The 19,910-nt window shown below is 70.2% G+C and carries 18 protein-coding genes and 1 pseudogene; 10 read left to right on the top strand and 9 right to left on the bottom strand.

Annotated features, from left to right (window positions below; genetic code table 11):
• Positions 1 to 23: 23 nt before the first annotated feature.
• Both ACSHT8_RS34455 and ACSHT8_RS34450 read left to right on the top strand, forming a co-directional pair.
• Complete coding sequence (locus tag ACSHT8_RS34455) at positions 24 to 386, top strand: aminotransferase class I/II-fold pyridoxal phosphate-dependent enzyme (RefSeq protein WP_436496242.1); 363 nt, start codon at positions 24 to 26, stop codon at positions 384 to 386.
• Positions 343 to 1,083 (top strand): annotated as a pseudogene (locus ACSHT8_RS34450) (pyridoxal phosphate-dependent aminotransferase); the annotation flags it as partial. The gene ACSHT8_RS34455 and the pseudogene ACSHT8_RS34450, both read left to right, overlap by 44 nt.
• Here the strand turns inward: ACSHT8_RS34450 and ACSHT8_RS34445 are convergent.
• From ACSHT8_RS34445 to ACSHT8_RS34435, 3 genes are read right to left on the bottom strand one after another with little or no spacing between them, the layout of a single operon-like run.
• Positions 1,084 to 4,614: a hypothetical protein gene (locus ACSHT8_RS34445; RefSeq protein ID WP_436496240.1), complete on the bottom strand. Its 3,531-nt coding sequence runs from the start codon at positions 4,612 to 4,614 to the stop codon at positions 1,084 to 1,086.
• Entirely contained in the window at positions 4,614 to 4,937 is a 324-nt protein-coding gene (locus tag ACSHT8_RS34440) for a hypothetical protein (protein ID WP_436496238.1), read from the bottom strand. The genes ACSHT8_RS34445 and ACSHT8_RS34440 overlap by 1 nt, the downstream gene beginning before the upstream one ends.
• A 35-nt stretch (positions 4,938 to 4,972) precedes the next feature.
• On the bottom strand, positions 4,973 to 6,097 hold the full coding sequence (locus tag ACSHT8_RS34435) for an oxygenase MpaB family protein (RefSeq protein ID WP_436496236.1): 1,125 nt from the start codon (positions 6,095 to 6,097) through the stop codon (positions 4,973 to 4,975).
• 67 nt (positions 6,098 to 6,164) lie between these two features.
• Between ACSHT8_RS34435 and ACSHT8_RS34430 the strand changes: the two genes are divergently transcribed.
• Together ACSHT8_RS34430 and ACSHT8_RS34425 are read left to right on the top strand one after the other, a co-directional pair.
• A complete protein-coding gene (locus tag ACSHT8_RS34430; RefSeq protein WP_436496233.1) occupies positions 6,165 to 7,007 on the top strand; it encodes a helix-turn-helix domain-containing protein in 843 nt (280 codons plus the stop codon).
• A 6-nt stretch (positions 7,008 to 7,013) separates the two neighbouring features.
• Entirely contained in the window at positions 7,014 to 7,241 is a 228-nt protein-coding gene (locus ACSHT8_RS34425; protein ID WP_436496231.1) for a DUF397 domain-containing protein, read from the top strand.
• On the opposite strand, the gene ACSHT8_RS34420 is transcribed toward ACSHT8_RS34425, so the two are convergent.
• A complete protein-coding gene (locus ACSHT8_RS34420) occupies positions 7,214 to 8,122 on the bottom strand; it encodes an XRE family transcriptional regulator (protein ID WP_436496229.1) in 909 nt (302 codons plus the stop codon). The genes ACSHT8_RS34425 and ACSHT8_RS34420 overlap by 28 nt on opposite strands.
• A gap of 318 nt (positions 8,123 to 8,440) precedes the next feature.
• On the opposite strand from ACSHT8_RS34420, the gene ACSHT8_RS34415 reads away from it, so the two are divergent.
• Positions 8,441 to 8,899 (top strand): PaaI family thioesterase, encoded by a 459-nt coding sequence (locus ACSHT8_RS34415; RefSeq protein ID WP_436496227.1) that lies wholly within the window; start codon positions 8,441 to 8,443, stop codon positions 8,897 to 8,899.
• Positions 8,900 to 8,906: 7 nt separating this feature from the next.
• On the opposite strand, the gene ACSHT8_RS34410 is transcribed toward ACSHT8_RS34415, so the two are convergent.
• The 3 genes from ACSHT8_RS34410 to ACSHT8_RS34400 form a co-directional block, all read right to left on the bottom strand.
• Positions 8,907 to 9,497 (bottom strand): hypothetical protein, encoded by a 591-nt coding sequence (locus ACSHT8_RS34410; protein WP_436496225.1) that lies wholly within the window; start codon positions 9,495 to 9,497, stop codon positions 8,907 to 8,909.
• A 65-nt stretch (positions 9,498 to 9,562) separates the two neighbouring features.
• Positions 9,563 to 11,878, bottom strand: a complete 2,316-nt coding sequence (locus tag ACSHT8_RS34405) for a glycoside hydrolase family 65 protein (RefSeq protein WP_436496223.1) — start codon at positions 11,876 to 11,878, stop codon at positions 9,563 to 9,565.
• On the bottom strand, positions 11,875 to 12,600 hold the full coding sequence (locus ACSHT8_RS34400; RefSeq protein WP_436496221.1) for an HAD family hydrolase: 726 nt from the start codon (positions 12,598 to 12,600) through the stop codon (positions 11,875 to 11,877). The genes ACSHT8_RS34405 and ACSHT8_RS34400 overlap by 4 nt, the downstream gene beginning before the upstream one ends.
• A gap of 67 nt (positions 12,601 to 12,667) precedes the next feature.
• Here ACSHT8_RS34400 and ACSHT8_RS34395 point away from each other — a divergent pair, with 67 nt between their 5' ends.
• Both ACSHT8_RS34395 and surE read left to right on the top strand, forming a co-directional pair.
• Positions 12,668 to 13,564, top strand: coding sequence for a 1-phosphofructokinase family hexose kinase (locus ACSHT8_RS34395; protein ID WP_436496219.1), 897 nt, complete (start codon positions 12,668 to 12,670; stop codon positions 13,562 to 13,564).
• Positions 13,564 to 14,325 carry a 5'/3'-nucleotidase SurE gene (gene surE / locus ACSHT8_RS34390; protein ID WP_436496217.1) on the top strand — a complete coding sequence of 254 codons (762 nt, stop codon included), beginning with the start codon at positions 13,564 to 13,566 and terminating at the stop codon, positions 14,323 to 14,325. The genes ACSHT8_RS34395 and surE overlap by 1 nt, the downstream gene beginning before the upstream one ends.
• On the opposite strand, the gene ACSHT8_RS34385 is transcribed toward surE, so the two are convergent.
• Both ACSHT8_RS34385 and ACSHT8_RS34380 read right to left on the bottom strand, forming a co-directional pair.
• On the bottom strand, positions 14,322 to 15,872 hold the full coding sequence (locus ACSHT8_RS34385) for an AMP-binding protein (protein WP_436496215.1): 1,551 nt from the start codon (positions 15,870 to 15,872) through the stop codon (positions 14,322 to 14,324). The genes surE and ACSHT8_RS34385 overlap by 4 nt on opposite strands.
• Positions 15,872 to 16,732: an SDR family NAD(P)-dependent oxidoreductase gene (locus ACSHT8_RS34380; RefSeq protein ID WP_436496213.1), complete on the bottom strand. Its 861-nt coding sequence runs from the start codon at positions 16,730 to 16,732 to the stop codon at positions 15,872 to 15,874. Before ACSHT8_RS34380 ends, ACSHT8_RS34385 begins: the two co-directional genes overlap by 1 nt.
• 75 nt (positions 16,733 to 16,807) lie before the next feature.
• On the opposite strand from ACSHT8_RS34380, the gene ACSHT8_RS34375 reads away from it, so the two are divergent.
• From ACSHT8_RS34375 to ACSHT8_RS34365, 3 genes are read left to right on the top strand one after another with little or no spacing between them, the layout of a single operon-like run.
• Positions 16,808 to 17,395 (top strand): TetR/AcrR family transcriptional regulator, encoded by a 588-nt coding sequence (locus tag ACSHT8_RS34375; RefSeq protein WP_436496211.1) that lies wholly within the window; start codon positions 16,808 to 16,810, stop codon positions 17,393 to 17,395.
• A gap of 56 nt (positions 17,396 to 17,451) precedes the next feature.
• Positions 17,452 to 18,378 (top strand): patatin-like phospholipase family protein, encoded by a 927-nt coding sequence (locus ACSHT8_RS34370; protein ID WP_436496209.1) that lies wholly within the window; start codon positions 17,452 to 17,454, stop codon positions 18,376 to 18,378.
• Positions 18,375 to 19,856, top strand: coding sequence for a flavin-containing monooxygenase (locus ACSHT8_RS34365; RefSeq protein WP_436496207.1), 1,482 nt, complete (start codon positions 18,375 to 18,377; stop codon positions 19,854 to 19,856). Before ACSHT8_RS34370 ends, ACSHT8_RS34365 begins: the two co-directional genes overlap by 4 nt.
• The last annotated feature ends 54 nt before the right edge of the window (positions 19,857 to 19,910 follow it).

Genomic DNA, 19,910 nt, shown 5'->3' with positions numbered 1-19,910 from the left:
CCCACCGTCCCGACCATGGACACATGACGAACACGATGACCACGCTCATCGACCAACACGTCCGCTACGACCTCGCCGAGAGCACCAGCCCGGCCCTCACCGTCGGCGAGATCGCCGACCTCGCGGAGTTCGCCGACACCGTCCTCGGCTACGGCACCTCCCGCGGTGCCGTCGACCTGCGGGAACTGATCGCCAAGGACACCGGCGTCACCCCGGACCAGGTACTCGTGACCGGCGGCGCGATCGAGGCGATGTCGGCCATCGCCCAGGTCACCTGCCGCCCCGGCGACCAACGTTCTCCTTGTCACACCGTGCTTCCCGCCCGCCAGGGCCGTCCCCGAGCGGCTCGGCGCGCACCTCGACCTGGTCCCCGCGTCGTTCGATGACGGCTATCGGCTGCCAGCGATCGCCGACGCGCTGACCCCACACACCCGACTGATTTCCCTTGCCTCGCCACAGAACCCGTCAGGCGTCCGCTACACCGACACCGAACTCACGGAACTCCTGACGCTCGTGGCCGACCGCGCACCCGACGCCGTCGTCCTGATCGACGAGACCTACCGGGAAGCCACTTACGGCGACCCGGTCCCCACGTCGGCGGCCGCCCTCTCCCCTCGCGTGGTCACCTGTTCCTCGGTGTCCAAGGCCCACGGCGCCCCTGGCCTGCGGATCGGCTGGCTGACCGCCACCGACCCGGCCCTCTACGACGCCCTCCGCGAGGCCAAGTTCCTCGGCGCCATCGCCTGTCCGACACTGGACGAGACCCTCGCTACCCGCGTTCTCCAGCGCCGCGACGAGATCCTCGACAACCGAGCCCGCCGCTTGCGCGAAGCGCTGGACGAACTGCTGGCCTGGACGTCCCACCACGGCGTGGAGATCGTCCGCCCCGACGCGGGCGCGATGTGCTGTCTGCGCCTGCCCGAAGCCGACGCCGGGCTCGCCGCGCGCCTGCAAGAACGGGACGTCCGAGTCGCACCGGGCCCGTGGTTCGGCGACTCGGACCGCGTGTTCCGCCTCGGCTTCGGCCACCTGCCGCCCGCCGACTTCACCGAAGCCCTGAACCGCCTCGGCGAAGCCTTGTGATCAACGCCGGGCGTACGGCACGGCCACGAAGTCGGCCAGTTCCAGCGCGCCACCGGTCTTGCTGTCCACGTACTGCGCGAGCCCGATCACCACAGGGTCCGCCGTGCCGGTCAGCCACAGCCGCAGCAGCGCGCTGACCTCGCCGAGCAGCCGGACCGGTGGCGGCACAAGATCGGGGTCCTGGGTGTCGACCAGGGCGGCGAACTCGGTCAGCCCGCGGTTGGTCGTCGCGGGACGACCGCAGTCGATCGCCACCTTGGCGGCCTCCACGACCACAGGCACGACCAGCGACCACAGCCGTTCCTGTGCCGACGCGCAGATCCGGCTGCCCCACACCACGGCCGTCCACAGGGCGTCGGCGTCGCCGAGACCGGCGGCGCAGCGGGCGAACGCGTCCAGGAAGCCCGCCGCCAGTTCCCACGCGCCGCGGTCGACCATCAGCTGGGCCGCGGCGCGGTGGTGGGCGAGGGCTTCGGTCGGCCGGTCCCGCAGCTGCAGGACCACCCCGACGTCGTAGTGGAACGCCGCGAGCTGCGCGGGCCCGCCCATGCGCTGGGCCTGCGCGAGCCCGGTCATGGCGTAGCGCTCGGCCGCGGCCAGGTCGCCGCGCGCGCGGTGGCACATGCCGAGCCTGCCCACCGCGGCCAGTTCCGCCGAGTCGTCGTGCATGGCGCGGAACACGGCCAGCGCCTCGGTGCCCGCGGCGATCGCGGCGTCGAGGTCGCCCATGAGCTGGTGCAGGATGCACTGGTCGAGCTTGAAGCCGCCCTGCTCCCGCTCGTTCCGCTGCTCGACGGCCCGCGTGTGGCCCTCCTGGGCCAGTCGCATCGCCTCCGGGTGGTCATGGCGGCGTTTGGCGAGTTGGCCGAGCACGCCGATGGCGCGCATGACGCCGTCCTTGTCGCCGGCCTCCGTCGACCGGTCGTACGCCGCTTGGGCCAGTTCCTCCGCCGCCCCGATGTCGCCCTGGCGCATGCGGAGGTCGGCCATGTCCAACTCGACCTCACCACCCAGAGCCAGGCTGCGTTCATAGTCGGCCCACGCCTCCGCGGGCGCGCCGCGGCGCTCGTGCATGTAGCCGGTCAGCTCGAACCGAGTGGCCCTGCGGGAGTCCAGCTCGTCGGCGGGCAGGTCGAGGCGGTCGAGCACTCGGTCGATCAGCTGCGGCAGCGTGTCGTCGGGCTCGTCGTCGTCGCTCGCGAACCGCAGTTCGGTCAGCAGGATGTCGGCGTAGGCCACCGTGTCGGCGTGCGGCGTGCCCTCGGCGACCCGCCGCAGCGTCGCGATCTCGTGCCGCAGCGCGCCCGCGACCCGGGACGTGTTCGCGGCCTCGACGAGCAGGGCGCACTCGGCGAGCGCGGCCTCGGCGGGGGTGCTGGCCCGGTCGCGCCACTGGTCGAGCCGACCGTTCGCGGTGCCGACGTAAAGGTACGACCGCTCGACCGCGGCCCCTGTATCCACAATGGACTCACAGGCGCGCTGCTCCCCCGCGGTCAGCCGGTCGACGACGATCCGGCCGAACTCGGCGGCCTCCTTCGACGGGATGCTCCACAGGGTGCCGATGTAGCCGCGCGCGCCGACCCGGACGAACTGGCGGCCGACCCCGGTCCACGACTGGCACGAGTTGTTGAACACGATCGGCCGGTGCTCGAGGTTCAGCCACTGCGGGATGAGCCATTCGTGCAGGACCAGGCTTCTGCCCAGCACGATCCCGTCGTCGGAGCCGTGGGTGTTGAAGAAGACCAGTTCGACCGGCAGGTCCCTGGGCAGCGTCATGAGCGCGTCGAGGGTGACGTCGTCCGGCGCGGTCACCCGGATGGGGTGGGTGAAGTGGCCGCTCACCGACCGCAGCACGTCCTCGGTCTCCGAGACGCGGAAGAACCCGGGATCGAACACCAGGCTGAACGCGCCGGGCGAGCGGGCCACGCCGACGCTGTAGAGCTCGTTGAGGATCATCAGCGCCGGATCGGCGGCGATGTGCCCGATGGGTTTGCGCGCCCAGTCGGCGTCGGCTGTGCGCACGAACGCGTAGGGCAGCCCGGTGGTGAACGCGGTGAGCCTGCGGTCGCCGACCTCGGCCACCGCGGCGGCGGGCACCTGCGCGGTCACCGCCGCTTCCACCGCCTCATACGGATTCCTGGACCACCCGAATATCCGCCGCAGCCCCCGGCTCTCGTCGGCGTCGCGACTCGCCGCGGTGACTTTGTCCTGTTGGGCGGCCACTGCGGCGCGGACCGGCGCCAGGTCGGGCGGAGGGGTGATCACCAGCCGCGCGGACCGGTGGTGGGCGTAGACCGCGCCGACGAGCGCGGCCGGGTCGGCGGTGTTCTCCACCAGCACGGCCTCGTCGGAGTCGGGGTTGACCTCGGCGAAGTCGACCGGCGCCGCGCCATCGACCGCGCGCAGGACCCGGCCGGTCCGCAGCGCCACGAACAGCGCCGCGACGCAGTTTCCGGCGTCCAACGGCACGTCGATGGTCGGTGGCTGCTCGGCATCCCCGCGCAGCAGGCGCCACGCCTCGGCGGTGAGGTCGGTCAGCGCGGTCCCGCTCAGGCGGAGCGACTGGGGCACACCGCCGAGCATGTTGTTGAATGGGTCGCCGTCGTCCTGGCCGGTGAGGGCGACCCACTGTTCGTGGGCCTCCGCGGCCAAAGCCGGGTCCCGGATGTTGAGGTCCTCGGGGCCGAAGTCGTGCAGGAGCACGGCCCGCCTGACACCCATCTGGGTGATCAGGGCAGCGACAAGGTTGTTGTGCTTCAACCACGACCGGTAGGCGCTCAGCGAGCGACGAAGCGCGTCGGTGTGGGCGAACTCGGCGATCGCGGCCCGCAGGGTCGCGTCGTCGCCCGACACGACCTCCGACCGCCCGATCGCCCCGCCGACCTTCGACATCGAGCGCTCCTGGACGCGGTGGAACTCGGTGTAGCGGGCGACGTACTCGGCCTGGGTGATCGGCGGCGGCTCGACCGGGATGATCGGGATGAACCGGTCTCCCGGCAGGCAGGACGCGACGATCGCGGCCTCCCGCACCTGGTCGGGACGGCACACCACGACCGTGTCCGACACGTCGAACACCGGGACGCTCTTGGCGGTGACGGTCAGCTCGGTGGCGCCCTCGGGCAACGACACCAGGACGCCGCCACGGTCCACCGAACATGGCGCGGTGGTCTCGATGGAGATGGTCAAGTCGGGCAAGGCATAGACGGCACCGCCGTCGACCGGCGTCGGCGTGCCGTCGAGGAACAGCCGCCAGTCGACGGGCGCGTGCAGGTCGAACCGCTGCCGCAGGATGGCCGCGACCTCGATCTCGCGGGTCTCGGCGAGGTCGAGCTCCCGCGTGCCGACGCCGAGCCGCTGGGTGACCCTGGTCAGCGGGATCTCCGCCGACGGCCACGGTTCGACGTCGACCCCCGCGCCGAGGAAGTGCTCGGCGACGGGGAGCGGGGGCTTGCGGTGCACGTCGAGCAGGACCGCGTTCAGCCTGCCGCCGTCGAACCGAAGGCGGATGCCGTGGGACGCCCCGAGGTCCACTAGAGCCCGTACAGGTACGAGTCGACCAGGGAGTACCGCGTTGGCTGCGACCGCATCTCCGGCCTGGTCAGTTCCCTTCCCTTACGTGCCATGGAATTCACTAGAACGGGTGTTGACACGCCGACGTAGAGCGCGCCCCACAGCGTGGTTGCGGGCAGCACGAGCGCGAGCAGCCCACCGAGCCCGGCGAACGCGACGGACACGACCAGGTAGAACCACGACCAGCGGAACTTCTTCGGATCGCTGCGAATCCCGTAGAGCCGCACGATCTCCGGCGCCAACGCACCCGCGGCGCCCAACAGGAAAACCAGGAGTGGGCTCACTCATTCATGATCGCATAACAGACGATCACCCGCTGTCATTTCCCGTCGACCGCCACCGGACACACCCCGGCGGCCGACCAGCTCTGCCGCAACCCATCGGGGATGGCGAGCGTGGTCGACTCGCCGCTGGTCAGGGTGCGGGTGCTCGCGGTGAGCAGGAGCGCACCGGCTTTGTCGAGCACCTTGCGCGCGACCCGGTTGGTGTCCTCCTTGCGTTCGAAGAACCTCATGATCCGGGCACTCGACGTCACGAACCGCGACCAGCCCCGGGAGCGCGGAACCTGGAGCATGTCGGCGACCTCGGGGTTGACGACCTGGCGGACCATCGCCGGGACCACGCCGTCGAACGCCTTGCCGGGAATGAACTTCTTGTAGAGCTCCAGCAATCCGCGCGTGAGCGCGATGCCCTCCTCCGATGGCGCGTAGGCGGCTTCGACCAGTTCCGCGTTGAGCCGGGTCGCTTCCGCGAGCGTCTCGGGCATGACGTCGTCGCGGATGCCGAGGATCGAACCGGCGACCCGCCAGACGTAGTAGTAGTCCTCGGCCTCGACGTCGGTCACCGTGACCCCGATGCGGCGCATGCCGTCGATCACCTGAACGGAGAAGATCAGGAGCGCACCGAGCAGGTCGAGCTGGCAGACCGGGACCCCGTCGGTCTCGACGTCCCAGTCCGGCGACTGGGCCACGAAGTGGCGGACGGCGGCGTGGATGAGGCGGGTCTTCTGGATGGTCGGGACGAACGAGCCGCCATTGGTGAACGGCTGCGGGGCCATCAGGTCGAGCACGAACTGCGAGGTCTCGGAAAGCCGGCGGTGCGGCTGGTTGAGGCGGTGGGTGAGGTTGAGGACCTTCGAGGGGCGGGGCTGCGCGTAGCAGTTGACCATGGCCCCGAAGGAGAGGATGGAGGCGACGTGGACACCGTCGTCGACGAAGAAGTCGTAGGCGCGGGCGACGCGGTCGGCGTCCATCCAGGCGGGCGGGGTGTCGGTGGCGATGAGGTAGTCGCGGACTGACGGTGGGAGGGAGTCGGGGATGGGTTGGTCGTTGGACCGGAACTCGGCGAGCACGGCGTTGACGGCGGAGGTTCGGCCAGTGGCAACGAGATCAGCGATGACCGCGTCGGCCAGGGGATCACCCTGGTGGAGAAGATCGTTCTGCACCAGGGTATGAAATCAGTCGCCCGATCGCACAGTTGCGGCTACCGGGGAAGACCGGTCTCCTTGGCCCATGATCGGACACAGGAAACCCGCCCGGATGCGGGCATTGGGGATGGAACTGGCCGCCTTCCGGATGCACACGGGGAAGACGACGATTCAAGCGGCACGTGGAATCGGGAAGTCTGCGGCGACGCTGAACCGCACCGAGAAGGCCAACCGGGTCTCACCAATCACCGACGTGGCCGGGCTGCTCGCCCTGTACGGGATCACCGGAGCCGCCCGCGAACGGATTCTGGATCTAGCGCGAGATCTGGAAGCCCGCGCTTGGCTGGAGACCGGTGATCGGTTGCCGTTGCTGCTGCCCGCCTTGGCCGCCTTCGAGTCGCAGTCGCGGACGCTGATCGACTTTGCCCCGCACAACCTGCCTGGCCTGCTGCAAACTCCGGCCTATGCCCGGGCCATCCACGCCGCCTGCGGCATCACCGGCAAGACGCAGGATGCGATGGTCGAGGCGCGCCTGGACCGGCAGAAGGTGCTCGCCAAGCTGGCTGCCCCCACCTACACCGCGATCATCGATGAGGCGGCGTTTCGCCGAGGGCACGGCGGATCGGAGGTGATGGTCCAGCAGATCCACTGGCTGATCGGCAAGGCCGAACAGCCAGGCATCAACATCCACGTCATCCCGTTCCGCCTCGGCGGATACCGTAACCCCGGCCAGTTTTCCACGATGGAGTTCCGCGAGTCGCCGCTCATCGTCTATGTCGAGCATGAAGGCGCTTCCGGCTTCCTTGATGCCTCGGAGGACACCCATCTGTTCCGTGATCTGACTGCTAACCTGGTGAGGTTCGCCCTGGGGTCCACCGAAACGGTGAATTTCCTGCACAGGATGGCGGCCGATTACGAGCGGAGCTGAAACGGGATGCACGGAGAGTGGCGGAAGTCGAGCTTCAGCGGCGGCGGCCAGGCGTCCTGCGTGGAACTGCTTTGGCGCAAGTCCTCTTTCAGCAGCGGCGACCAGGCGGCCTGTGTAGAGGTGGCCTACTCGACCACCCTCCGCATCCGTGACTCCAAGAATCCCGATGGCGGCGTGCTGAGGTTCCCCGACACCTCCTGGGAACCTCAGCTGCTCGCCCACTCCCACCGGTAGCCGTATACCCCCGGCCCGAAGTTCAACGCCACCGAGTGCACCGACTGGCTCCCGTCCAGCACCGCCTCGTTGACCTGCTCAGCTTCCGCGCCCACCCGCGAGAACTGCTCGCACCGCACCGGCAACGCTGACGGGTGAAACGCCACCTCCACCACGAACTCCCGCACCGGCCGCCGGAATTTCCGTTCGTAGTTGGTGGCCAGCGGGCACGGCGCCTGGTTCACCATCTCGTGCTCGGTGATCACCGTCTCCCCGCGCGCCAGCGGACGCTCGAACAACAGTTCCGTCACCAGCAGCCCGTCCCCCGGCCGCAGCACCGACCGCCCCACCGCGCAGTTCCGCAGCGCACGGATCACCGGCAGCGGCCGGTCGTGGTCGTCGATGTGCATGATCACCACCCACCGGTCCGGCCCGTCCGCGTCGGCCCGCAGCACTTGCCGCGACACGATCGACTGTTCGTCCCGATCCGGGCCGACCGTCACCAGATCATGCTGGCTCAACCGCGTCAGCCGCTGATCCCAGCGTGAATTCACCGCCCGCACCGCCTCACGAACCGGCGCCTTGTCGGGCCAGTACGTCGCGATGTCCACCGAAGGCGTCGTGAGCCACCGGCCGCGCGGCCTTGGCGGGCCGAGCAGCGAGATCAGCGACCCCGCGGGCACCTCCAGCACCGACTCCAAGTGCGCCAACGCGATCAGCGAGTCCGGCCGCTCCGGCCTGCACCGGCCCGACTGCCAATAGCTGAGCGTCGCGATGCTGACGGGGGCGCCGAGGGTGCGCAAGCGGTTGCGGATGCGTTCCAACCCCAGCCCACGTGCCTGAATCGCGGCACGCAGGGCGTCGGGGAACGCGTCGAATTCCGGAAATGGGCGTGCGGCCATGACTACTCCCTGTCCACGGCCTGCTGCCCGTCACTTCGACCATAACCGAACAACGCCTCCCCGGACAACGCGGGGACCGGTGTAGCTGGTGTTCGCGGTCCGGCTGCTGACGGTGCCGGTGACGCAGGCGGCCACAGCCGAGCCGTTTGCGTGGTCACCTCATCAATGAAGAATTGCAGGACGCGGAACCGCAAAGCCGGAACACATTCCGGGCAACCAGAAATGGCCCGTTCAGCGTGCAGAAATAGCGCCGCCCTTTCCGGGTCGACTCAAGGCGGTGGGAAATTGTCAGAATCGCGCGGACTAGACTCCGCGGCCATGAGCACCGACGTCCCGAGCATCCAGCAGCGCCTCTACCCCGACCTGCGCTGCTTCGGCTGCGGCCACGGCAACGACAAGGGCCTGAAGCTGCGCAGCTACCCCGGCGACGGCGTGGTCACCGCGACGTTCACCCCCTGGCCGGAGCACGACAACGGCCTCGGGTACCTCAACGGCGGCATCATCTGCACGGTCTTGGACTGCCACAGCGCCGCCGCCGTCATGCAGGAGGCCGACCTGCGCGGCTGGCCGCCGCTGCCGGGCGCCGCGCTGTCCTATGTGACCGCGGGCCTGCAGGTCAAGTACCTGCGCCCGAGCCCGCTGGACGCGCCGGTCGAGCTGGTCGGCCGCGTTCTGGAGGCGAGCGAGGGCGAGATGACCGCCGAGGTCGAGCTGCTCTGGGACGGCAAGACGCGCGCGGCCGCCACCGCTGTGTGGAAGCGGTGGCGGCCGCGCTAGGTCGGAATCAGGTTCGGTCGGTGCGCCGCCTGGTCTCGTCGTCGACCTGCGCCTCGTCGCGCAGGATCTCGGTCCGGTCGTCGTACTCGGACTCATCGATGACCGCCTCGCGGTCGGCGACGGTGAACCGGCCGAGCGCGACGGCGGCGAGGAACAGGATCAGCACGCCCAGGCCGTAGTGGAACACCAGCTGCGCCGCGACGCGCACCCCGGCGTTGTCACCCACGACATCGCCGGTGCCGCCGTTCCACAGCGCGCTCACGGTCGGCCCGAGGACGAACCACCCGCCGCCTACCGCGGCCAGCCAGCCCCACACGACGCCGCCGCCGCGGCTGGCGCTGGCCACCAGGCCGAGCCCGCCGAGCAGCGCGGCCACGCCGGGCAGCACGTTGAGCCACAGCCGGTCAGCCGTCATGGTCCACGGGGTGTCGGGTTCGTAGGCGAGATTCAGGTAAGGGCCGATGAACGGAATCACCGCGCCCCAGATTCCGAGCAGGAAAACCAGCAGTCCATTGACCGCGCCCCGGCTGCGCGGCACGTCGGCGACGCGATGCCGCACGCGCGCCGGGTTGAGACCGTAATCGCCGATGCTTGCCATCTTGTTGTGCTCCCATCCGGATAGGTCTGCGGAGGGAATACCCAGCACGGCGGAAATCAATCCTTTCAGCGGCGCCGAGGCCGTCGGCCCGCGGGTTGGACGGGCGCGGGTAGGTCCGGCCCCTTCGGGATCGGCCGGGTCACGCCCGGTCCCGGCTGGATGACGAACCGTTCACCGTGGTGGGCGACGTCCAGCGGCGACCCTGACACCAGTCTGTAGTGGGCGTCGGTGTGGTCTATCTCGACCTGGATGCGGGTGCCGCGGACACTCATCCGGAACGACACGCGGCTCAGCGCGGCGGGCAGGCGCGGGGCGAACGTCAGGTCGCCGCCGTGGTCGCGCATCCCGCCGAGACCGGCGACGACGGCCGTCCACGCGCCCGCGAGCGAGGCCATGTGGAGTCCGTTTCGGACGTTGTCGTGCAGGTCGTGCAGGTCGGTCATCGCGGCTTCGGCGAGGTAGTCGTAGGCGAGGTCGAGGTGGCCGACCTCGGCTGCGATGACCGCCTGCGTGCCCGCCGACAGCGACGAGTCCCGGACGGTCCGCGCTTCGTAGTAGGCGAAGTTCGCGGCCTTCTGCTCCGGGCTGAACGCGTCGCCGCGCAGGTGCATGGCGAGGACGAGGTCGGCCTGCTTCACCACCTGACGCCGGTACAGGTCGAAGTACGGATAGTGCAGCAGGAGCGGGTAGTTCTCGGGCGGCGTGCCCTCGAAGTCCCATTCCTCGTGTTCGGTGAAGCCCTCCGACTGCGGGTGCACGCCCAGGAGATCGTCGTACGGAATGATCATCTCGTCGGCGGCCCGCTGCCACGCGGCGAGTTCACTCTCGTCCGGGGCGAGGTCGGGGTGGCGACGGCAGGCGGCGACGGCTTCGAGCAGATTCCGTTGCGCCATAAGGTTTGTGTAGACGTTGTTATCGGCGATGGCGGTGTACTCGTCGGGTCCGGTGACGCCGTCGATGCGGAAGCCGCCGTGCTGGTCGTGGTGACCGAGCGACACCCAGAGCCGGGCCGTCTCGACCAGCATCTCGATGCCGCACGACCGCTCGAACTCGCGGTCGTCGGTGGCGGCGGTGTAGCGGACGGCCGCGTCGGCGACGGCCGCGCTGACGTGGAAGGCCGCGGTGCCTGCGGGCCAGTACGCCGAGCACTCGGCGCCGGTGATGGAGCGCCACGGGAACGCGGCGCCGCGTTTGCCCAGCACCTTCGCGCGTTCGCGGGCTTGCGGGAGGGTGCTGTGCCGCCAGCGCAGGGCGTCGCGCGCGGCGTCGGGGCTGGTGTAGGTGAGAACCGGGAGCACGAAGGTTTCGGTGTCCCAGAAGGCGTGGCCGTCGTAGCCGGGGCCGGTGAGCCCCTTGCCCGCGATGGCCCGGGTCTCGCCGCGCGCGCCCGCCTGCAGGATGTGGAACAGGGCGAACCGGACGGCTTGCTGGAGCTCGTCGTCGCCGTCGATCTCGACGTCGGCGGCGGTCCAGAAGTCGTCGAGGAACGCGCGCTGCTCGGCGAGCAGGCCCGACCAACCGGTCTGCCGGGCGCCGGCCAGGGCTGCCTCCACCTGCGCACGCAGCGCGGGAATCGAACGCTGCGCCGACCAGCCGTAGCCGAGGTACTTGACCAGCCGCAGCGTGCCCCCGGCGGGCACGTCCACCGCGGCGGTCAGCCTGGCCAGGTCGCCCTCGGCGGCGATGTCGGTGCGCAACCCGTCCTGCGCGTCGATCTCGTGGTCCATGGCGGCGGCGATCCGCAGGCCCGACTTCTTGGCGTGGTGGACGAGTACGGCGCTGAGCCGGTCGGTGGCGGCGAAGTCGGCGACCAGCGGCGACCGCAGCGCGGCGGCGACCCTCGGGTCCTTGCCGACCCGCTCGATCGGCTCGTTGGCCAGCAGATCCGACTGGACGACGAGCTGCACCGCGTCCTCCGGCTCGACCTCGTAGGCGATCGCGGCGACGGCGCGCTGGGTGAACGACACCAGGCGGGTCGAGCGGATCCGCACCCGGCGGCCGGTGGGCGACTCCCAGAGCGTGTCCCGGCTCAGGGTTCCGGCGCGGAAGTCGATGGCGCGTTCGTGGTCGAGGGTCTGGCCGTAGCGCAGGTCGAGGGGCTCGTCCTCGACGAGCAGGCGGATGATCTTGCCGTCGGTGACGTTGACGACGGTCTGGCCGTCCTCGGGGTAGCCGTAGCCGATCTCGGCGTAGGGCAGGGCGTGGGACTCGTAGAAGCCGTTGAGGTAGGTGCCGGGCAGGCCGACCGGCTCACCTTCCTCCAGCGAGCCGCGCAGTCCGATGTGGCCGTTGGCCAGGGCGAACGTCGACTCGGTCCGGTGCAGCTGGTCAATCGCGAGCCCCTGCCAGCGCAGCTCCCACGGCGATACTTGGTAGCTCATGACAGCAGCTCGGCCAGGTCGTCGACGACGAGATCGGCGCCGTTCGCGCGGAGTTCGTCGGCCTGGTCAGCCCGGTTGACGCCGACGACGAACCGGAAGTGCCCGTCTCGACCCGCTCGCACGCCCGCCAGCGCGTCCTCGAAGACGGCTGTTGTGTCGGGGGTGACGCCGAGGTCGGCGGCGCCGGCTAGGAAGGAGTCGGGCGCGGGCTTGCCGCGCAGCTTCCGCTCGGCGATCACGAGCCCATCGATCCTGGCCCCCACGAACGGGGTCAGACCCGCCGCGTCGAGCACATGGGCGCCGTTGGCCGAGGACGTGACGACGCCGATCGCCAGACCGGCGTCCTTGGCCGCCTGTAGATAGGCGACGGAACCGGGGTAGGGCGTGACGCCGCGGTCCTCGATGATCCGCAGCAGCAGGTCGTTCTTGCGGTTGCCCAATCCGTTGACTGTGCGATCACCGGGCGGGTCGTCGGGTTCGCCTTCCGGCAGCACGATTCCGCGCGCGGTGAGGAAGGTGCGGACGCCGTCGGCGCGGGGGCGGCCGTCGACGTAGGCGTTGTAGTCGTCCTTGGTGAACGCGGGCTCGTCCGGTCCACAGTGGGCGGTCAGGAACTCGTCGAACGTCTGCTTCCATGCGATCTCGTGCAAGGCCGCGGTGCTGGTCAACACGCCGTCGAGGTCGAACAAACAGGCCGTCACGTCGTCGGGCAGTCCGATCACGCAGCTCACGCTACCGGCGGTCCCGGCACCCTGCTTGCCTTCGCGCCTGCCGGGGTACTCCCCCGACATGACTGACGCGGTGGCGGTGTTCGTCCCGGCTCCGGACCTGACCATGACGATCGAGAACGTCGACGGCTCCCCCGACATCCACCTGCACGCGGGCGGCCAGGGCGTCTGGCAGGCCAGAATGGCCTCCGCGCTCGGCGCGGACGTCGTGCTCGCGGCCACCTTCGGCGGCGAGACCGGGCACGTGGTGCGCACCCTGATCGAGCCCGCGCTGACCGTGCGGGAACTGGCGGTCGCGGCCCGCAACGGCGCCTACGTGCACGACAGACGCGAGGGCGAGCGGGAACAGCTCGTGCGGATGAACGCCGAGCCGCTCACCCGGCACGAGCTGGACGACCTGTACGAACTCGCCCTGATCGAGGGCATGAAGGCCGGGGTCGCGATCCTCAGCGGACCGCAGGACGACGGCGTGCTGCCCGACTCGCTCTACCGGCGCCTCACCGCCGACCTGACCGGCAACGGCTGCCTGGTGGTGGTCGACCTGTCCGGCTCCCGCCTCGCCGAGGCGCATTCCGGCGGCCCGACCGTCATCAAGGTCAGCGACGAGGAGATCGACGGCGACCCGCTGTCCGCGGGCCGTGACCTCGCCTCGACCGGCGCCCGCATCGTGGTGATCTCCCGCGGCGCGGACCCGTCGCTGGTCTTCCACGGCGACGAGGTGTTGACCATCGAGGTCCCCAGCCTGGAGCCGGTCGACACCAGCGGCGGCGGCGACTCCATCACCGCCGCACTGGCCTACGGCCTGGCCGCCGACCTTCCCATCCCGGAGATCCTGCGCCTGGCGGGCGCGGCGGGCGCGTTGAACGTCACCCGACACGGACTCGGCACCGGCGACGGCGCCGCGGTCCGCCACTTGAGCGAACGGGTGCGCGTGCGTCCGCTCGCGGAGGAGCCCTGATGGCACAAGCACTGGTCACCAACGACGACGGCATCGACTCCCCTGGTTTGTCCGCCCTGGCCAACGCGGCATTGGACGCCGGCTGGGACGTCACGGTCGCGGCGCCGCTGGTCGAGTCCAGCGGCACCAGCGCGGGCCTGACCGCGGCCGCCGACGGACGCCGGGTCGCCGTGGAGTCCCGCGACCTCAAGCTCGTGCGGCCCGCGGTGGCCCACGGCGTGGCGGGACATCCTGGCCTGATCGCGTTCACCGCGTGCCGGGGCGGGTTCGGCGACGTGCCGGAGCTGCTGCTGTCCGGCATCAACCGGGGCGCGAACGTCGGACGGGCGATCTTGCACTCCGGGACCGTGGGCGCCGCGCTGACGGCGAGCATCAACGGCGTGCGGGCGCTGGCGGTGTCGCTCGACGTCGGGCTGGACGGCGCCGAGGAATGCCACTGGGACACGGCCGCCGCGGTGGTCCCGGAGGCGCTGGATGTGCTGGACCAGCTGCCGGAGGGCGCTGTCCTGAACCTGAACGTGCCGAATCTGCCGAAGAAGAAGGTGAAAGCGTTGCAGTGGGCGGCGTTGGCGGACTTCGGTGTGGTGCAGAGCCGGGTGGAACGGTTGCGGGACGGCGAGATCGTGGTGGCGTCGGTCGCGGTCGACACCGAGCTGGAGCCGGGCACCGACGCCGCGCTGCTGGCCAAGGGACACGCGACCCTCACCGCGCTGCGTTCGGTCAGCGAGGTGGCTCGGGCGGACCTGCCGAACCTGTCCTAGTCGTCGGGCAGTTCGCGGCGGACGATCTTGCCGGTCGGGTTGCGCGGGAGTTCGTCGAGGAAGACGAACGAGGGCGGGACCTTGTAGCGGGCCAGGTTCGCCTTGACGTGGTCGCGCAGGTCGGCCGGGTCCGGCCGGTCGCCGCGGGCCACGACGTAGGCGACGAGGCGCTGGCCGAACTCGGCGTCGTCGGCGCCGACGACGACCGCGTCCGCGATGGCGGGGTGGCGGGTGAGCAGGTCCTCGACCTCCTGCGGGAAGACGTTCTCGCCGCCGGAGACGATCATGTCGTCGGCGCGGCCGTCGACGTGCAGGCGGCCCGCGGCGTCGAAGTGGCCGAGGTCGCCGGTGCTCATCAGGCCGTCGGCGATCTCCTTGCCGATGCCGTCGACCAGCAGCGCGCCGCCGACGAAGATCGTGCCCGGCCTGCCGGTTGGCACGGATCGCCGTGTGTCGTCGAGGATGCGGATCGGGACGCCCAGCGACGGCTTGCCCACGGTGCCGGGGGCGGCCCGCAGGTCGGCGGGAGTGGCGACGCTGGCGATGCCGACCTCGCTGGAGCCGTAGCCGTTGAACAGGACGTCGCCGAACTCGGCGAGCAGGCGCTCGGCCAGTTCGGGGCGCAGCGGGGCGGCGCCGGAGAACAAGGTGTGCAGGTGGTCGCGGCGGTAGCGAGCGCGCACGGCGTCGGGCAGGGCCAGGAGGCGTTGCAGCATCACGGGGACCGCGGCCAGGAGGGCTGCTCGGTGGCTTTCGACGTCGGCGAGGGTGGTCTCGGGGTCGAACCGGCGGCGCAGGATGACGGGGCCGCGCAGGGTGATGGCGATGGCGAGGATGGCGAGGCCGAAGCCGTGGAACAGCGGCGGCGCCACGACGACGGGATCGCCGACGCGCAGTCTGGTGCGGTCGAGGATCGTCGCGGCCGGGCCGAGCATGGCCAGCGCGTCGGGTTTGCGTGGGGCGCCTTTGGGGGTGCCGGTGGTGCCGGAGGTGAGGATCGTGATCGCGCCCGCGCCGCCGCGTCCCCGCTTGGGCGCGTGGGCGGCGATGAGGTTGTCCATTTCGGACGGACCGTCGTCTGTGCGGGCCACTACGACTGTGCGGCCGGACAGGTGTGGCAGGAATTCCTCGTCGGCGAGCACGACGTCGGGGCGCGACCGGTCGAGGACGGCGGCGAGTTGGGGTGCGGAGAACTCGGTGTTGAGCAGCAGGACGTCGCTGCCTAGCCTGCCCGCGGCGGCGAGTGCGATGACGAAGCCGCGGTGGTTGCGGCAGAGGATCGCGAGGCTCGGCCGGTCTCCGTGGCGGGACAGCGCTTCGGCCAGCCGCGCGGCGGCGCTGTCCAGTTCGCCGTAGGTGAGGGTGCCGCGGTCGTCGATCACCCCGGGGGCGTTCGGCCGGTGGGCGGCGGCGATGCCGACGAGGGTGGCCGGGGACAGGCCGCCGTGCCACACCGCGCGGGCGACGCCCGGCAGGTACCACGGCCGGAAGTCGGTGATCAGGCCGCTGGTGGCGAGGGCGCGCAGGCCGGTCCGGAGGAAGGCCATCACCGCCTGCCCGCGCGGTAGACCTGGCCGACGGTCCACTGCCAGGGCACCCGGGTGACCGCGTCGACGGCCTCCACCGCGCCTGCCCACCACGGGCTGATCTTGCTCGGCTTGTGCACGATCGCGGCGCAGACCAGTTCGGCGGCCTCCTCGGCGGTCATGCCGGGGACGTATTCGAAGATCCTGGTGGGGGCGCTCATCCTGGTGCGGATCAGTGCCATGTAGACGGACGTGGTGGAGACGTTGTCGGCGGCGAGTTCGAAGGCGGCGCTGCGGAAGAAGATGTCGAACGCGCCTTTGGACGCCTGATAGGCCGCCCAGCGCGGGCCGGGCGGCACCCGCACGCCGACGGTCGAGACGTTGACGATGTGGCCCTGCTTGCGTTCACGCATGGAGGGGAGCAGGCCAAGCATGAGTTTGACCGGGCCGAAGTAGTTGATCCCCATGGTGCGTTCGAAGTCGTGGAAGCGGTCGTAGGACCGTGCGATCGACCGCCGGATCGACTTGCCCGCGTTGCTGACGAGGACGTCGACGTGGCCGTGTTTGTCGAGGACGGTTTTGACCAGGTCATCGACGTCGGCGGTGTTGGTGAGGTCGACCGGGTACGCCTCGGCGTGTCCGCCCGCGGCGGTGATGGCGGCGGCGACGGCATCGAGCTTGTCGCGGGTGCGGGCGACCAGGAGGACCTTCGCCCCGGCCGCGCCGAGCCTGCGCGCGGTGGCCTCGCCGAGGCCGAAGGAAGCGCCCGTGACCAGCACGGTCTTCCCGGCGACGGCGTTTCGCAGTGCGGATTCGGTGACTCGGCCGTGGGGGCTGGCCAGCCACGTCGCGGCCTTCGAGCGGACGAGCCAACCCACCATCGGGGGACCTCCAGAAGATTGTTGATATCTGAATAACACCGATTTCTGGATACTGTCAATGCTACGGTTTGGGCCATGCCGCGACTGACCCGCGCCGAAAGCCAGGCCCGCAACCGCACGGCCCTGCTGCTGGCCGCCCGCGAGCTGTTCCTCAGCGACGGCTACCAGGCCACGTCGATCGCCAAGGTCGCCGACCTGGCGGGCTTCTCCACGGGCGCGCTCTACTCCAACTTCGACAGTAAGGCCGAGATGGCCCTGCTGGTGCTGCGCGACCTCCAGCGCGAACAGCTCGACGAGCTGACGTCGGTACTCACCGGCCGCGCGACAGTCGCCGCCAAGATCGACCAGATCCAGGCATGGGCCGAGCGGGCGATGGGCACCGGGTGGCCGCGCCTGGAGCTGGAGTTCGCCCTGGACGCGCGCGCCGACAGCACCCTGATCGCCGCCGAGGCCGAACGCCAGCGATCCGCGGTGGACCGGATCGCCGAGGCGATCGCCGCCGACCAGGACACCGACCAGTTGCTCGGCTTCGTCCCCGTCCGCGCCGTGGCCGAAGCGTGCTTCAACCTGGCGATCGGCTGGGCCGTGCGCAGGCTCATCGACCCCAACGTGTCGTCGGACGCCCTGTTCGACCTGGCCCGCCTGCTCCTGCAAGCCTCTTGACATACCCTCCGTATTCAAATATCAATGGTATCTCAACCAGCGGAGGTGTGGTCACGGTGCGAAGAGGACTGGTCATCGGCTGTGGCGGCACCGTGGGCGGCGCCTGGGAAGTGGGCGCCCTTGCTGCCTTGAGCGACGCGCTGGACTGGGACCCGCGTACGGCCGAAGTGATCGTCGGTTCGTCGTCCGGCTCGTCGCTCGCGGCCATGCTCGGCGCAGGCGTAGGCGTCGCCGAACTGGTCGCGGGCCAGCGCGCCGACTCGTCTGCCCGCGAGTCGGTGCGCCGGTTCTTCACCACTCCCCCAGCGCGCCTGCCCCGCCTCCCGCTCGGACCGCCCACGTCGTTGCGGTTGACCCGGGCCGGTTTCCGCTCGCGGTCGTGGCTGGCGGGCTTGTCCGGGCTGGCGCCCAGGGGCCGCACGGACGCCGGGTTCCTCGACCGCCTGATCGACGACTTGGCGGCCGACGGCTGGGTGCCGCACCCCCGGACCTGGATCGTCACCATCGACGCCGCCACCGGCGCCCGCGTCGCCTTCGGCAGCCCCGACGCCCCCACCGCGCCGCTGCGCGACGCCGTGCGCGCCTCCTGGGCGGTCCCCGGCTGGTACCCGCCGGTGACGATCGGCGGCAGGCGCTACCTCGACGGCGGCGTCGCCTCCCCCACGTCCGCGGACCTGGTGGCCGACCTCGACCTGGACGAGGTCGTGATCATCTCCCCGATGGCCTCGGTGGACGGCGCACGCGTCCCCGGCCTCGGCGGCCGCGCCGAGAACCTGATGCGCCGCTCGATGACCCGCACCCTGGCCGCGGAGGTCACCCTGTTGCGCGCCAAGGGCGTCCGGGTGATCCAGGTGCACCCGACGACCGCCGAACTCTCCCGCATGGGCTTCAACTTCATGGACCCACGCCGCCGCCTCCCCGCTCTCGACGCCGCCCTCACCGCGATCCCAGCCCGCTTGGGCGATTTGGAGGTTCACCCATGAAACCCACCTACGACGCGATCATCGTCGGCGCAGGCTTCGGCGGCATGGGCGCGGCCATCGAACTCAAGCGCCTTGGTCTCCACAACCTCCTCATCGTCGACCGAGAATCCGACCTCGGCGGCACCTGGCACGTCAACCGCTATCCCGGCCTGGCGGTCGACATCGCCTCGGTGACCTACTCGTACTCCTTCGAACCCAACCCACACTGGTCGCGCATGTTCGCCCCCGGCGCCGAACTCAAGCGCTACGCCGACCACGTCGCGAACAAGTACGGCCTACGCCCCTTGATGCGGTTCAACACCACGGTCGACGGAGCCCGGTGGGATGAGGAAGCGCAGGTCTGGCAGGTCCAGCTCCAAGGCAGCGACCCGGTCACCGCCCGCTATCTGTTGACCGCCACTGGCTTCCTGTCCCAACCGAAGATGCCCGACATCCCCGGCATCGAGACGTTCGCGGGCAAGGTCGTCCACAGCACCGCCTGGGACGACACCTACGACCTGACCGGCCGCAAAGCCGCCGTCATCGGCACCGGCGCCACAGCCGTGCAGCTGATCCCACAGGTCGCCAAGAAGGTCGCCGAACTGACGGTCTACCAGCGCACCCCGATCTGGGTGACCGCCAAGCCCGACTGGCATATCCCGCGCGCGCTCCGCGCCCTGTTCGCCCGCGTGCCCCTGACCCAGCGCATCGCCCGCCTGGCCAACACCACGGCCCTGGAGGCCCTGATGGTCATCGGCGTCCTGCACTACCGCCAGACCCACTATCTGAACAAAGCCGCCTCCCGTCTGGCCACGGCCCACCTCCGCAGGCAGGTCAAGGACCCCGAACTCCGCCGCAAACTCACCCCGGACTACTCCTTCGGTTGCAAACGCCCCACCTTCTCCAACGACTACTTCCCGACCTTCAACAAGCGCCACGTCCACCTGGAAACCACGTCGATCGACCGGATCGAACCCGACGGCATCGTCACGACCGACGGCCGCAAGACCGTGATCGACACCCTGCTGCTGGCCACCGGCTTCAACCTGTGGGACGTGAACTTCCCGGCCATCGAGATCATCGGGCGGGATGGACGGGATCTCGGGAAGTGGTGGCGGGACAACCGGTTCCAGGCTTACGAGGGCGTCACGATCCCCCACTTCCCGAACCTGATCAGTTTGAACAGTCCGTACTCATACAGCGGTCTCTCGTACTTCACCACGATCGAGGCCCAGATGAAGCACATGAACCGGCTGTTCACTGAGCTAAAGCGGCGCGGGGGGACGACTTTTGAAGTCACTGAAGCGGCCAACACAACCTTCCTCGACAATGTGACGGAACGCCTTGAGGACTCGGTCTTCTACCGAGGCGACTGCTCAAGCGCCCGGAGCTACTACTTCAACCAGCACGGCGAAGCCGCGCTGTTGCGTCCGAACTCGACACTGACCACCCACCGGCAGGCGACTCGGTTCCCGTTGTCGGACTACACCTACGCCTAGCCGGGGCACGGGGCAGGGCTGGGGGCCCAGCCCGTGATCGTTTGACAGCCCCGA

It is taken from the genome of Actinokineospora sp. HUAS TT18, from assembly GCF_051364635.1.
Classification (GTDB): domain Bacteria; phylum Actinomycetota; class Actinomycetes; order Mycobacteriales; family Pseudonocardiaceae; genus Actinokineospora.
Note: the sequence above shows the minus strand (reverse complement) of the source record. Positions and strands in the feature narration are given on the sequence as shown.